Origin of the sequence: Candidatus Oleimmundimicrobium sp. (genome assembly GCF_030651595.1) — a bacterium.
Taxonomy (GTDB): Bacteria; Actinomycetota; Aquicultoria; order UBA3085; family Oleimmundimicrobiaceae; genus JAUSCH01.
Window position 1 is genome coordinate 1 of the sequence record NZ_JAUSCH010000062.1, and the last position, 15,299, is coordinate 15,299.

The window sequence follows — 15,299 nt, forward strand, 5'->3', positions numbered from 1 at the left end:
TCTCCATTAATTTCTACTTTCTTACTCCATACTCGTTATCCTTCTATACTCCATCCTCCATCAACCCCGCCAGAGGCGGGCAAGCATAAGCTATCTGCCCTTCCAAAGGCGGGCAGGCATCAGCTTACTTTCAACTTTCCCAAAACTTTCTCAATCTCCTTGACCGTAATGGCCCCTTCACGAATTATGGTAGGCGGGGCTGTGGTCAAATCCAGAATTGTCGACTCTACACCAAGCTCGGTCTTCCCTCCGTCTAAAATTAAATCAATATTTTTACCGATATCATTGAGCACTTGTTGCGCCTCGATTGAACTTGGGATACCGGAAATATTCGCGCTGGTCAACACCAAAGGCCTTCCAACAGAAGCAATTAAAGAAAGTGTGATTTTATTTTTAGGAAACCTTATTCCCACTGTGGCCCTTCCACAAGTAGCTTGGGAAAAGACAGTCTCGCGTTTTTTAAATATTAATGTAAGTGGGCCCGGCCAAAATCTATCAATAATATTTTTTGCAAATTCAGGAACTTCTTCAACCAAAAAATCCAAATCAGCAACATTTGAGATACAAATTGCCAGAGGCTTATCGAATGGCCTGCCTTTAATTTTGAATATTCGCTCAACAGCTTCCGGGTTAAAAGTATCGGCACCTAAGCCGTAAACCGTTTCAGTAGGAAAGGCCACCAAGCCCCCCGCCTTAAGAATATCGGCAGCTTCCTCAATAACAGCAAGTTCCGGATTCTCACAATCGACTTTTATAATTTTAGCTTGCATGGATGCCTCTCTATCAGTCGGGAGTCCCTTAGTTGGGAGTCGGGAGTTTGTTAGCCAGATTGCTGGTTTTACTATACTCTATACTCCATACTCTCTCTGCCATCAGGTACTTTGAAATTAATTGAGATTTATTGTAATTAATGGTAACTAATTGTAATTTCTACTTAATTTCTACCTTGCCCATCACCCTATACCAATCAGTTGGGAGTCGGGAGTTATCTGGTTCCTTGATTTCTTGGCTACGTGGCTACTTGGTTTCTAAGTTGCTATGTCGCCAGCTCCCTTTACCCTATACCCTTCTTTTTCTCTACTCATATTTTCCCCTGGAGGCTGATAGCCGGCGGCTGGAAGCTGGATCTATCTTCTTCTGGCCGCCACTATCCGCTCAATACCCGCATAATCTTTTGATATATCAACTTCATCATATTTCCCCGAGTCATTCAACAAACACTCAACAGAATCAGCTTGATTCTCGCCAATTTCCAAAATTAGATAGCCATCTTCCTTTAAATAATCCGGAGCTTCAGCAATGATTCTCCTATACTCTTTCAAACCATCGGGGCCCCCGTCTAAAGCCAACAACGGTTCAAAATCTCGAATTTCTCTTTGGAGTTCATTTATTTTGCCGCTTGGAATATAGGGGGGATTAGAAACAATCACATCAATTTTATTCTTAAGACCGTTATCTAAATCTTTGAAAAGATCACAACAAATGAATTTGACCTTGTCGTTTAATCCGTAGAGTTTGGCGTTTTCCCGAGCCACATTTAAAGCTTTTTCGGAAAAATCTAAGGCGAACATAAAAACATTGGACATCTCGTAAACGATACTCAACGCAATGGCTCCGCTTCCGGTGCCTAAGTCAACCATCTTAAATTCGCTTTCTTTCCTTTTTTTTGCAATCTCCAACACCTTATCGACAACAAGTTCAGTTTCAGGCCTTGGAATTAAAACATCTTGATTAACTTTTAAAACAAGATGCCGGAAGGGTTTTTTTTCAAGAATGTAAGCAACGGGTTTTCCTTTAGCTCGAATACTAATGAGTTCACGATATGTTTGAATTTCTTGCGGACTTAGAGGACGAAAAAAATCAGTATAAATTTCTACGCGTGAAATATTTAGAACTGCCCCCAGTAAAAGTTCCGAATCAAGACGGGGATTTTGTATGCCATTTTTTTTAAGAAAAGATGTCGCAAGTTTTAAAATTTCCGAAACATTATAATTTTCTTTCTTAACCAACCAATTTACCCCTTAAATAGACGACTCGCTCATCTTCTTTGTACGGTCAGCAAGCGCTAAAGCCTTAATAATCTCCTCTATGTTCCCCTCCAACACAAAATCCAGATTATGAATAGTAAGACCTATGCGGTGATCGGTTATTCTCCCTTGAGGAAAATTATAAGTCCTTATTCTTTCGCTTCTGTCACCCGTTCCTATTTGAAGCTTTCTCGATTCAGCTATTCCCGCACGCCGCTCTTCTAAATATTTTTCATACAAGCGAGCTCGAAGAATTTTCATTGCCCGCTCACGATTCTGTAACTGAGAACGTTCTTCTTGACATGAAGCCATAATACCGGTAGACAAGTGAGTAATTCTTACTGCCGAGTCAGTTGTATTAACAGATTGCCCGCCCGGGCCGCTCGAACGAAATATATCAATCCGCAAATCAGTTGGATTGATATCAACTTCAACCTCTTCGACCTCAGGTAAGACTGCTACTGTTACAGTCGATGTATGAATTCGGCCACCCGATTCAGTAACGGGTACTCTTTGAACTCTATGCACACCGGATTCATATTTTAAATGGCCATAAACATCTTTGCCTTTTACCTCAAAAATTATCTCCTTAAATCCTCCTAATCCGGAAGGACTTGAGCTTAAAATCTGCATTGACCAACCTTGTTGATCAGCATATCGAGAGTACATCTTATACATTCCCGCCGCAAAAAGACTTGCCTCATCGCCGCCCGCCCCAGCCCTTATTTCCATAATAATATCTTTTTTATCGTTGGGGTCCTTGGTTATCATCATCTCTTTAAGCTCATTTTCTAACTTTTCCTGCTCTGTTTCGGCAGAACTCAATTCAGATTGAAGATAATCCTGCATTTCCTTATCGGATTCCTCTTTCATCAATACTTTAACTTCCTCAATATTCTTTAAAACTTCTTTGTATTCCTTAATTTTCTTGGCAACTTCTGTAATTTCTGAATGAGCTTTTGCATATTCTTTATACTTTTTGGGGTCAGCATGAATTTCAGGATCGCTTAACTTTTTAGTCAAATCCTCATACTTTTTTTCAACTTCATTTAATTTTTCCAACATTTTAATTTTGTCTTTCATGATTACTGTAAAATACAATCCTCACTTTCCTCGGTAAAGTCCTCGAGAGATAAGAGTTTTTTTAACGAAAAAATAGCCACTTCCAATTGGTCAACAGAAGGATCCCTGGTTGTCAATTTCTGTAACCAAAGACCGGGGGCCAAAACAATCTTAACTAAAAAAGAATCTTTATATTTACGAGCTAGTTTAATTAATTCATAGCTTATCCCGATAACCAAAGGAACCAACAATAGATGGCTTATGATGCGCCAAACTAGAGGAGGCCTCCCCAGAAAAGCAAAGATAAAAATTAAAACCGTGAGCGCTATTAACATGAAAGCGGTTCCACAGCCCACATGTAAAGGACTATACTTGGACGCCGCCTGAGGAGTCAATTCATCCCCACTTTCATATGCATGGATTGTTTTATGTTCAGCCCCATGATATTCAAAAACGCGTCTTATATCTTTAAAGCACGATATAAAAATAAGGTAGATAAGAAAAATAATCGCCTTCAAAGAGCCCTCAAAGAGACTGGTTATTACCCCGCTTGACAAATGTTCTTTTAATAAAACGGTAATCCAGCTGGGCAAAACAACAAAGATAAGCAAACCAAATACAAACGCCAAAAAAATACTTATAGTCATCTCTTTGGAGCTGATTTCTACATCTTCATCTCCTTCCGTAGCTAACTCGGCTGAGAGAGAAATGGCTTTCGTTCCTATAACCAACATCTCTATAACCCCCACAACTCCCCTTATCAAGGGAAGTTTTAAGATAGGGTATTTTTTTGAAAAAGAATTTATTTTCCTTTCTTCAGTAACAATTTCCTGACTTGGTTTGCGAACAGCTAAGACCCAATTTTCCTTGCCTCGCATCATAACGCCTTCCAACACAGCTTGGCCACCAACCTGAGCTTTTGAAAAAAACGCGGAACAAATTAAAAAATTCATCTTTTTAAAAATTCTTTTTATGGATAAGGCTTTTAGGTAGTTAAAGTTAATTTTGTTCAATTTTTCACCTCAATGATTAGAAAGTTGGGCAAGCTAAATTTAAAGTATTAATTGTTAAACCAAGATTACTTGATTTTTTTCCAGGGCTTTCCGCAACTAAATTTGCCCTCAGGACAAGGACCGCGATTGCATGGTGGCCCCGCCTCTTTGAAGAGCAAGGGAGCTACCTCTTTTGCTTCTTTCAACATAGTAAGCGCCAATTCTTTGATTTCCCATTGTGCTCTATTACAACAACGAAGACTAAGGAAGTGGAGAAATTCACGAGCATTCATCGTAACAACCATCTTTGTCTCGGTTGAATTGGGCAAGATATACCTTGCATCTTCAGCCTCAATTCCTTCTTCAAGCAGTTCCTGATAGACTTTCAACGCCGTGGCATTTAACTTATCAAACTTTTCCTTCGCTAATGGATTATTTTCTATCGACGAAGGAGTAATAAACTTTAAATCACTTGAATATTTCACATATCTTTGTGATTGTTGATTAAATGAGGCCAATCTATGCCTTACCAATTGATGAGAACATACTCTTGAAATTCCATCTATGGCAAAAGTAAAAACAGCATGTTCCACAGCACTTAAATGCCCTGATTTTATGATTAGATTAACAAGTTTTTCAACTTCTTTATCTGATAAAACCCGGAATAACTCGTCCGCGCCAACCGGCGCGTAACAAATCCGCGCCGCTGTAGCTATGGTTCGTTCAGGCTTTGGGGTATGTTCCAACAATTTAACGTTCAACTAAACCACTTCTAACCAAGTATTATTCAGAAGACTCCTTGGTCTCTGATTTCTTATGTAAACCAACAGCTTTTCCGGTTGGTTTCTCATCTGAAGCTTCTATTGGTTGTAAACCATACTTCTTTTGAAACCTCTGGATTCTTCCTCCAGCATCTATTAATTTTTGCTTACCCGTATAAAACGGGTGACATTTCGAGCAAATTTCCACTTTTAACTTAGGTTTTACTGAACGAGTAACAAAAGTCTCACTGCACGAACAAGTAACGTTAGACTCTTCATAATTAGGATGGATATCTTTTTTCAAAAATTTCACCTCCAAAAACCATCAACCAAATTAAAAAACAAGGAAGATATTAACACAGAAAAAGCCTTCTTGGCAATCCCGTGAAAAACTATTAAAGCGCGCGACTAAAACAATTTATTATGATGAAGGTATGGAGGTTTTTTGAATCTGCCTCAAAAAATCTGCATTTGAACGAGTTTCTTTAATTTTGTCAATTAAAAGATTTATTGCTGCCGATGGATCGAGCGAATGCAAAACTCGCCTGAGTTTCCATACCTCTTGTGCTTCAGCGGAATCCATAATGAGTTCTTCTTTCCTTGTTCCTGAGCGTTCAATGTTGATAGCGGGGAATATTCGCTTATCTGCTAATTTTCTGTCTAAATGAATTTCCATATTTCCGGTTCCTTTAAACTCTTCAAAAATAACCTCATCCATGCGACTGCCCGTTTCAACCAAAGCTGTGGCAAGAATCGTAAGACTTCCGCCATTCTCAATATTTCTTGCCGCGCCAAAAAACCTTTTTGGCGGATAAAGAGCTGCTGAATCCACACCACCTGAAAGAACCCGGCCGCTTGGAGGCGCAGTTAGATTATATGCCCTGGCAAGACGCGTGATACTATCTAAAAGAAGAACAACATCCTTCCCTTGCTCAACAAGACGTTTTGCTTTCTCAAGGACAAGTTCAGTTACCTGAACATGATTTTCCGAAGGTTTATCAAAAGTTGAGCTAATTACTTCACCTTTTACAGAACGTTCCATATCCGTAACTTCCTCGGGTCGCTCGTCAACAAGTAGAACAATCAATACCACTTCCGGGTTGTTAGTAGTTATGCTGTTTGCAGTCTGTATCAATACCGTTGTCTTACCCGCTTTTGGAGGTGAAACAATTAAACCTCTTTGCCCTTTGCCAATAGGAGACACCAAATCAATAACCCTTGGAGCAACTCCGCCGTTGGGCGTCTCAAGTCTAAGTCTTTCTGTGGGATAGATTGGGGTTAGTGATTCAAAAGTTTTTCGGCCTCGAGCAAGTTCCGGATCTCCCCCATTAACTGCCTCAATTTTTAACAGAGCACTATATTTTTCATTATCCTTAGAAGGCCGAACTTGTCCCATCACTTCATCACCCCTGCGAAGCGCGAACCGGCGAATCTGGGAAACAGAAACATAAATATCGTTATCACTTGGAAGATAACCTTTTGTCCTCAAAAAACCATATCCATCATTTAAAATATCCAAAATTCCTTTTCTTAACTCAGCACTGCCTTCTGTTTTTATCGGACGGCTTTTAGGTAAAACTTTTTTAGGCTGTTTGTTAAGTATTTCTTCAATAAGCTCGGTCTTCTTAATTTTATTTACATCTTTTATGCCGAGTTCTTTTCCAATGGGCCTAAGTTCGTCTAATTTTTTCTTCTCTAATTCACTTTTTTTAATATTTACTTTCTCCAATCAAACACACCTTCCTTAATCTCGTTCGCTTATTTCTTGGTTGAAATAAGTTTATTTAACTTGTTCCAATCTTCTAAAAATCTATCTATACCTTTGTCTGTTAAAGGATGTTTAGCCATCGTCTTAATAACTTTGTAGGGAATAGTAGCGATATCTACACCAGTTAAAGCCACTTCAGTAACATGCATGGGATGTCTTATGCTCGCAGCAATAATCTCAGTTGTAATACCATAATTTTCATAAGCGGTAACAATATCAGATAAAATTGAAATTCCATCATGCCCTATATCATCCAACCGTCCCAGGAAGATACTGGCATAAGAAGCTCCGGCTCGTGCCGCCAATAGGGCTTGGTTTACTGAAAACACCAAAGTCATATTGACCTGTATTCTCTCAGAAGACAATGCTTTTGTTGCAGCAAGACCTTCTGGAGTTATCGGTATTTTGATGATAACATTTTCTGCAATTTTTGAAAGCTCGTGCGCTTCCTTTAGCATACCCTCTTTATCAAAACTTACTACTTCCGCGCTTATTGGGCCATCTACAATTTCTGTAATCTCTTTGATAACTGAGCGAAACTCCCGGCCCTCTCGAGCACAAAGAGTTGGGTTTGTTGTTACTCCGCTTAAAATTCCCCAAGAGTTAATCTCCCTAATGTGCTCAATGTTTGCGGTATCGATAAAAATTTTCATGTAATCACCCCTTAAAAAGTCTATTCTTCTTTACCAGATCCGGTTGCAGCAATCTCGCTTGAACATGAATCAACAACTTTATTTAAAATTGCTTCCACAACCTCTTGAATCGCTTTATCTAAGCTATAACTCGGTATAAGTGGAACCTTTTCTTTTGCGGCAATCTTCTCGATATATTCACCAACTTTCCTAATGTTTTCGAAATTTGCCCTATATCTTTTCAAAGAACGCATTCCTCCAGTATCAACTTCTCTTATGTAAAAATGGCTTCTATGAAGACCTTCGGCTTCCATGGGAATAATTAATGGAACAATAACAGCATTGTTGAATCGATTAAACTCCATGAAACCGGGAACAATATGCACCCCTTCAATTATCGTGTTGATGCCCTCTCGCACCGCCCTTCGAACAACCGCGGTTAAACCAACATTTACAACCTCGGCCTGTTCTTTAAAACCAACGATTACAGGGTCTTCTTTCTCCGAAAAAGGCATTTTCAAAGATTTCCATGAATCAAATGAAGATCTATAGAGAACAGGCATTAGTTCCCTCGATAAAAGCATGCGCATGACTTCTCGAATAGCATCGGATGGAATAATGTGTGTTATCCCTAATCTGCTACCAACCTCCGTCGCAATCTTCGACTTTCCAACGCCCGTAGTTCCTCCGATTAAAACTATCAATGGTTTATCAAGTTTTCCCAACATTAACCAGCATTTATACTTTCGAGCGTAATCCGCTCCCATTTTGGACTCCATAGTTTCAATCACTAAATCAGTTAAATCTTTACTTTTTATAGAATAGATGCCTTTCTCTTTTAAGTAATCTTCGATAAATTTAGCTATCTCATACGCTTTATTGGGAGGAATACTAGTTGCCATAATCGACGATGCAATCAAACCTTTTGAAAAAGGAAGACCATGTTTTTCATCACTAATTAGGATATTTTTTTCTTCTTTCTTGGGACTTGCCACGCTTTTTTCTCCTTCTAAATTTACTTATGCTTTCTTTAGCCAAACCAACTAGTGCGTCTTCGAGCTCACCATCTTCGCCAATTACAACCGGCTCGTTATCCATGTAAATAACGTCGGCACCCATCTCTAAGCCCATACTCGTCACAACATCAACGGAAGCTGCCTTAAGCTCTGTTAAAATGGTCGTAAATTTTCCCTTGTGTCGTTCCAGGTCTCTCTTAAGTTTGGGACGATTTGACAGGTTATTGCTTATACCAACAACTTCGCAATCGAACTCTTTCTCTAAGTAATCCTTCAAAACCCCTTTCATCTTTAAGGAAGCGGTAGTAGCCAGAAAAATTTGTCTTCCACTGATATTTTCTAAAGGACGGGGACGAAAAATCGTTTTAATGACCTTTAAGTCTGGGTTAACTTTTCCTATTGTCTCTTTCAGTAAATCCACTTTTTCTTGACTTGCCATGGGCTCCTCGCACATCGTTAGAATCACAAGGTCCGATATAAGAAGTCTATAGGGACCGAGATAACCGCCTATATATTCTACCGGCTGATCTGCTCCCACCACGACAACTCTCATGTCCGTCCGAATGGGTGGAAGGGCCGACCCGCTCCCCTCAAATATGACCAACTCTTCTTTTAACTTGTTAGCTAAACTTGCACCCTCCAAAACATTTGAGATGAAGGGAGCTCCTGCCATCCCCCCGCCACATCTTCGACAACCGACGGTCGTAACTCTGCTCATAAGAGCATCTTCGTAATGATCCGAAGCAGCATGCTTTCCTTCTTTACTTGCCTTAAGAAGAAATTGTGGAGTTATGTGCAACTTTTTCCCCTCTAAAACTTCGGGTTCCTCCGGGCCTCCTCTGCCCATCGCTACCACTAAAGGAGAAAGACCGGCTTTTTCAAGTAGGCGACAAATATATGCCGAAACAGCTGTTTTACCAACTCTTTTGCCGGTACCAATTATTGAAATTGAGGGTTTCGTTACAATATCATGGAAAATGGGTGGGTCAAAACGAAAATCTGCTCCTAAATAAGAAACACCTGCTTTTAAGATATAACTGGCAAATTTAAATCGCTCGATATAACCTACCACAGGTTCATCACTTAAATCAATAGTTAAATCCGGTTTATATTTTGAAAGGGCATAATTGATACCAACAAGGGGTTCTGCTTCAAAAACTACAGGGTAACTAAGAGAATTTAAATCTGTTTCCTCGGTAATTTTCTCCGTGCCACCAATGAAAACTACAGCCATCAATTTATATCCTAGATCTCTCTCGATATTTTCCAAAGCCGCTTTGATAACAGGGAAATAGTGTTCTCCGTCGACCAACGCAATTGCTTTTTTTATGGTACCTCACCATCACCATCTTGAGTGCGGGGCTCAATCGTTTTCCATTTACAGTACTTGCCTCCACTTAGCAAAAATTTTGCTAATAAAACTTGTTCTCCAAAAGGATATTTTCTGTAAATCGTCACTGTATCCCCTTTAGTTTTGATGAGATTATAGCAAGGTTTCGTACGACCTCTTACTCTCAGAGATGATACGGTTCCCGCGTTTACTACCACTAAATTTTCAATCCGCCAGACATACGGCACATGTTTGTGCCCACAGAGAACTATGTCAACACCATTGCTTATTAAGGCCTCCAACACATCACCGGCATCAAAAACAACATTTCTTTCCCTTCCGGTTCTTGGTACCGGGAGAAGGTGGTGATGCATTGCCATTATCTTTAAATCATTCGATTTACTGCTAAATTGCTCCAACGCCCATTTGGTACGCTCCCGACCCACACGACCACTATCTAAATCGGGCTCACTTGAATCTACTCCAACAATAACCACCCCGTTAAATCTCAACACATTGTTTCGTGAACCAAAAATATCTTCAAAGTGCACATAGCCCACATTTCTTGAATCATGATTCCCGGGTACAATAAGTTTATTTTTGCAATTTATCTGTGAAAGAAAGGCTTCCACTGTCGTAAACTCTTGACGAAATCCCTGGTTAGCTAAGTCTCCCGTAACTACGACAATGTCCGGTGCAATTTCATTTATCTCTTCGACAGCACGATTCATCAGGTTTGTTACAAAATACTGGGACCCAGCGTGTATGTCGGAAATATGTACGATGGTAATGGAGCGGTTCATATCTTTTGCCTCTTCAACCATAAACCTCTCTCCTTAAATCAAAAATCTTTCTTATGAGACACTATCTTTATATAAAAGTTGATAAAGAAGGATATATTTTGTTCAGATATTTTGTTCAGATATTTTCCTAACCGCATTTATGAAGATATTAGAGGATGGGTTAATTTTTACTCAAATCTTTCTTGAGGTCAAATAAAATCTTTATTCCTCCATAATAATTTTTATTTTTCCTTCTTTTCTTGGAACTGTAAAACTAGTTGTATTATTTTCACAACGGAAGGAGATATCTAAAACATTTTTGCCAACTCTTAGCCCCTTCAACTCAACGGTTTTTAACCAATTAGGAAGAATCGGATTATTTATATAGAGCACATCATTAGGAGCATCGGAACTTATGCCCAATAATGATTGCAATATCATAAATATACTCCCAGCTGACCATGCCTGCGGACTACAAGCAACCGGATAATCAATCGGCCAACTCCCCTCCTCGCGAGTAAAACCGCAAAAAAGCTCAGGTAACCGCATATAAGCATGATGCGTGGCAACATCATACAAACCGGTTACTATCTCCTCTGTAGCCCAATCAAATCCATATCTCTTAAGACCCCTGGTAATTAAGGCATTATCATGAGGCCAAACCGTTCCATTGTGATAGCTCATTGGATTATAACCTTTTGCCAGTTTGCTTACGGTGCGAACTCCCCAACCGGAAAACATATCAGGCCTCATAAGACGCTCTGCAACTTTTTTAGCTTTGTTTTCGTCTAAAATACCTGTCCACAATACCTGTCCGGGATTCGAAGTAATTGTCTTAACCTGTCTTTTATCGGCATCGAGAGCCATGGCAAGATAATTTGCTTCTTCCATCCAAAACTCTTTATTGAATTTCTTTTTAAGAGCTTCTGCCCAAGAAACTAAAGACATACTTTTTTGAGGTTCTCCAAGTTTATCATAAACTTGACTCATTCTTCTTAGGGCATAATAGACGTAGGCCTGAACTTCAGCAAGAACAATAGGGGGCTTAGCTATTTTGCCATCAATATGAAAAACAGAGTCAAAAGAGTCTTTCCATCCCTGATTATCTAAACCTTTTTCTGATTTTCTTTCATATTCAACAAATAAATCACCATCTTTATCACCGTAATTTTTTATCCAGTTCACAGCATTATCAATGTTGATTTTGGTTTTTTTTATTAAATCTATATCGTTTGTCCACTTTAAGTATTCTGAAATAAGAATTAAGAATAATGGAGTCGAATCAACTGAGCCGTAATACGGAGTATGTGGAATTTCGTTTAAATTTGCCAGTTCGCCCCTTCTTAGCTCGTGAATTATTTTCCCCGGTTCCTCGTCACGCCAATTGTCCTTTTTTTTGCCTTGGAAAGCAGCCAAGAATTTAATAGTATCTCTCGCAAAATCACTGCATAACGGCAAAGTTTGAATCGAAGTAATTATACTGTCTCTACCAAAGGGAGCCATAAACCAAGGTATCCCTCCAGCAATTATTCTGCCCTCAGGCATCTTAATCACCAAAGAACGAACATCATTTCTACTTCGAGCAAGTAACCGGTTAAATATTTGATTATCTGTATTTATCTGAAGACATTCTTCACTATATTTTTTATAGGATGATTTAAGATTGCTTAAAGTGTGTCCAAAGTTAGGTTTGATTTTTTTCTCCGTATCTTCCCCAACGATAGGCTCCACATAAAAACCAAAACTTAATTTTGAAAAAGATTTAATCTTTAAATTAAAAACTACCACAGCCCCTTTCGCTCCAATTTCTACAGAAGATGGCTTAATGGCAAAGTGTATTTTTGTTTGGCGAAAAACGTCATCCTTGCCTATATAAGCAAGGATGACGTTTTTGCCCTCGAACTGCGGACGTAGTAATTTTCCCCTACTTTTACGTTTCAATCCTCTAACTTCAAAAATATCCGCGAAATCAGAGTCAAATTTAAACTGGAGGTTTAAATTGACGGTAAAAGAGTTATAGTTCTTAACCCTAATTTTATTGTGAAGACCTTTTTTTACCAATCTCAATTGTCTTATATTTAAAGTTTGCTGAGAAATTTTGACCCCATCGCTCTCTAAATCAGGGTTGGTACACTCAAGACTCTCTAAATAATTTAACTCTACCGTTGAAGTTAGACAAACCGGATTTTTACCGTTGATTGAAAATTCCAGACAACTTAGAAAGCGAGTATCTTGATAGTAAAAACCAAGCCCGCGACCATTTCCCCAGGGAATATTCCCTTCCGGGTTAGTAAGTAAAAAACAATCATTTTCTTTGATGCTTAAAACCTTTTCTTTGACATCTACAATAATGAAGGGAATGCCTTCATTTAATATTCTATTTGTAGCCTCAGTTTCTTCTTCAAAAACCCGGCCGCCGGGACTCACAAACTTTGCCAGCTAACTCACCCCCTTGAGCTATTGTGTCTTTTAATTATCTTCTTATAAACTTCTTCATAATCATCGACCATTCGAGTTGCACCGAATTTTTTTTCAACATAGTTACGACATTTAAATAAATCTATCTTATCTATCTTAGTAATGGCTCCTATCATCTCTTCAACAGAATTTACGATAAACCCGCTCTCCCCATCAATAACAATTTCAGGCACACTGCCATAAGGAAAAGCAATAACAGGGGTTCCCGCCGCCATTGCTTCTATCATGACTAACCCAAATGGTTCCGGCCATTGCAACGGGAAAAGAAATGCTTTGGCGTCTCTTAAAAGTTCCTTTTTTCTTTTATCGGTAACTTCACCAAGAAACTTAATCTGTTTTCCATCAATTTGGGGATAAATCATTTTCTCAAAATATTCCGTATCGCTACCGGGGTCAATTTTACCGGCCATAATTAAATTTACTCCCGCTTTTTTTGCAACATCTATCGCTGTATGTGCTCCTTTATCCGCGGTAATTCTGCTCAAGAACAAAAAATAATCCTTTTTTTTGCTCTTAAATTCGTAACGGTCAACATCAATCGCATTATAGATGGTGCCTACATAATTGAGACCCGCTAAACCCTTTTTTTGAGCATCGCTAATAGAATTATAATAAACAGCATCTTTAAATGTTTTAAAAAATCTCTTGTTTTCCGCCATAAAAGGACCGTGAAGTGTAGTCAACACGGGAGTTGAAACAAAATTAGCCAACGCAATTCCACAATAACCCGCATGATTATGAATTATGTCAAATTCATCTGCCCGCTTGAATGCCGAAGTAACATGGAGTAAGTCGGGGACCAGATCCCCTCCCGCCAATAAATTCCTCGGTGGTCGAGTATGATATATCGAACTTAATTCGGCGCTGGTTTTTGAGTCCCCCGTCGCAAAAAGCGTAACTTCGTGGCCCCTTTTCACAAGCTCCTCTGTTAAAAGATAGACAACCATCTCTATCCCTCCATATTTAACCGGAGGGACTCTCTCCCAAACTGGCGCCAACTGAGCAATTTTCATTTCAACCTCTTTACCTTTTAAGAAACAAATCCATCAACCGATATCCTTCATCCACCCGCAATAAACTCAACTTTGCCACGGATTCATCAAAAACTTCCACACCATCCGGCTTTATTCCTGCCTGATAAATTGCAAACGGTACAGGATCAGCAACATGAGTTTTGATGGAAATTGGAGTTGGATGGTCCGGCGCAACGATAATCTTATAATCAAAATCTTTTAACCCTTCAAGTATTGTGCCCACAACCTTGCTGTCAAATTGTTCAATAGCTTCAATTTTTGCTTCTATATCGCCACTATGACCCGCCTCATCAGGCGCCTCAACATGAACAAATATAAAATCCAATTTTTTTAAAGCATATAAAGCATAATTTGCTTTAGCCAGATAATCTGTATCGAAATAACCCGTAGCTCCCGGAACATCAATGACTTTAAGGCGAATACAGCGACCTATCCCTTTAATCAAGTCCACCGCTGAAACAACTCCACCAGCCAAACCATACTTTTCGGAAAAAGCCGGCATCGAAGGGGCTATTCCTTGTCCCCAAAGCCAAATCATGTTTGCCGGGTTTTTCCCCATTTTTTTCCGTCTGATATTTACCTCATGATTTTCAAGAATCTCTCTGGAAGAAACCATTAATTTTCTCAATAAAGAAGAGTTTTCTCCTTTAGGAAGATTTTTATTAATAGATTGCCCTGTGATGTCATGAGGGGGAATGCATAATGTTCTGGAATAATCACCTTTTGTCACCATAAGATGACGATAACTTATCCCAGGATAAAAGCTCAACCCCTTGTTCCCAAGCCCTTCATTTAAAGCTTGAATTAAAATTCTTGCTTCTTCGCTAGAGATATGACCCGCCCCGTAATCTACAAGAATATCATCTGAAGCTGTAATAAGATTGCACCTGAAAGCCACTTCGTCTTGTTCAAGGTAAATCTCCATATTCGCTGCTTCTAATGGACCGCGACCAGTATAATATTTTTTAGGATCGTAGCCAAGCAAAGATAAATTGGCCACATCGCTTCCCGGTTTCATCCCATCAGGCACAGTTTTTACCATCCCCGTAATACCGTTTTTCGCGATAAAATCCATATTGGGTTTTTTTGCTACTTGCAAAGGAGTTTTGCCGTCTAATTTTTCTAAAGGATAATCAGCAGCTCCGTCCGGCACAAGAAAAACGTATTTCATAGAACCTCCGGTTATTGGTAGCTATTAGCTGCTACCATTTAAATTAAAAAATAAAAATGAAAATTGCCGTGCCTACCGGCAAGCAGGGCAGGCACGGCAATTTCCAATTCTTCTATGCCCTTTACTCTTTACCTTTTTATCAATCTCTACCTAATCTCTCTACTTAATTTTTACTGAGTGCTGATATTGAAATTCATTGAAATTTGCTGTAATACAATTGTAATTTATAGTAATTCATTGTAATTT

General features: G+C 39.1%; 13 protein-coding genes and 1 pseudogene. All 14 read right to left on the bottom strand.

The window, feature by feature from the left end; genetic code table 11:
* Window positions 1–119 precede the first annotated feature (119 nt).
* The gene (locus tag Q7U95_RS04230; protein WP_308752112.1) at window positions 120–770 is read right to left on the bottom strand and encodes an L-threonylcarbamoyladenylate synthase; all 651 of its coding nucleotides are present in this window, start codon (window positions 768–770) and stop codon (window positions 120–122) included.
* Between the two features lie 357 nt (window positions 771–1,127).
* On the bottom strand, window positions 1,128–2,009 hold the full coding sequence (gene prmC / locus Q7U95_RS04235; protein ID WP_308752114.1) for a peptide chain release factor N(5)-glutamine methyltransferase: 882 nt from the start codon (window positions 2,007–2,009) through the stop codon (window positions 1,128–1,130).
* A gap of 12 nt (window positions 2,010–2,021) precedes the next feature.
* On the bottom strand, window positions 2,022–3,110 hold the full coding sequence (gene prfA, locus Q7U95_RS04240; protein ID WP_308752136.1) for a peptide chain release factor 1: 1,089 nt from the start codon (window positions 3,108–3,110) through the stop codon (window positions 2,022–2,024).
* 2 nt (window positions 3,111–3,112) lie between these two features.
* Window positions 3,113–4,102: a DUF1385 domain-containing protein gene (locus Q7U95_RS04245; RefSeq protein WP_308752116.1), complete on the bottom strand. Its 990-nt coding sequence runs from the start codon at window positions 4,100–4,102 to the stop codon at window positions 3,113–3,115.
* Window positions 4,103–4,167: 65 nt separating this feature from the next.
* Window positions 4,168–4,842 carry an FAD-dependent thymidylate synthase gene (gene thyX, locus Q7U95_RS04250; RefSeq protein ID WP_308752118.1) on the bottom strand — a complete coding sequence of 225 codons (675 nt, stop codon included), beginning with the start codon at window positions 4,840–4,842 and terminating at the stop codon, window positions 4,168–4,170.
* Between the two features lie 106 nt (window positions 4,843–4,948).
* Window positions 4,949–5,146 (bottom strand): annotated as a pseudogene (rpmE, locus tag Q7U95_RS04255) (50S ribosomal protein L31); the annotation flags it as partial.
* A 117-nt stretch (window positions 5,147–5,263) separates the two neighbouring features.
* Window positions 5,264–6,571, bottom strand: a complete 1,308-nt coding sequence (gene rho / locus Q7U95_RS04260) for a transcription termination factor Rho (RefSeq protein ID WP_308752120.1) — start codon at window positions 6,569–6,571, stop codon at window positions 5,264–5,266.
* Window positions 6,572–6,600: 29 nt separating this feature from the next.
* Complete coding sequence (gene fsa, locus Q7U95_RS04265) at window positions 6,601–7,263, bottom strand: fructose-6-phosphate aldolase (protein WP_308752122.1); 663 nt, start codon at window positions 7,261–7,263, stop codon at window positions 6,601–6,603.
* A gap of 20 nt (window positions 7,264–7,283) precedes the next feature.
* Entirely contained in the window at window positions 7,284–8,237 is a 954-nt protein-coding gene (locus Q7U95_RS04270) for a hypothetical protein (RefSeq protein WP_308752124.1), read from the bottom strand.
* Window positions 8,197–9,492, bottom strand: coding sequence for a 2,3-diphosphoglycerate synthetase (locus Q7U95_RS04275; protein ID WP_308752126.1), 1,296 nt, complete (start codon window positions 9,490–9,492; stop codon window positions 8,197–8,199). Before Q7U95_RS04275 ends, Q7U95_RS04270 begins: the two co-directional genes overlap by 41 nt.
* 92 nt (window positions 9,493–9,584) lie before the next feature.
* On the bottom strand, window positions 9,585–10,412 hold the full coding sequence (locus Q7U95_RS04280) for a metallophosphoesterase (protein WP_308752128.1): 828 nt from the start codon (window positions 10,410–10,412) through the stop codon (window positions 9,585–9,587).
* Window positions 10,413–10,592: 180 nt separating this feature from the next.
* Complete coding sequence (locus Q7U95_RS04285; RefSeq protein ID WP_308752130.1) at window positions 10,593–12,797, bottom strand: amylo-alpha-1,6-glucosidase; 2,205 nt, start codon at window positions 12,795–12,797, stop codon at window positions 10,593–10,595.
* 17 nt (window positions 12,798–12,814) lie between these two features.
* On the bottom strand, window positions 12,815–13,861 hold the full coding sequence (locus Q7U95_RS04290) for a glycosyltransferase family 4 protein (protein WP_308752132.1): 1,047 nt from the start codon (window positions 13,859–13,861) through the stop codon (window positions 12,815–12,817).
* Between the two features lie 10 nt (window positions 13,862–13,871).
* Window positions 13,872–15,053, bottom strand: a complete 1,182-nt coding sequence (locus Q7U95_RS04295) for a cofactor-independent phosphoglycerate mutase (RefSeq protein WP_308752134.1) — start codon at window positions 15,051–15,053, stop codon at window positions 13,872–13,874.
* Window positions 15,054–15,299 lie beyond the last annotated feature (246 nt).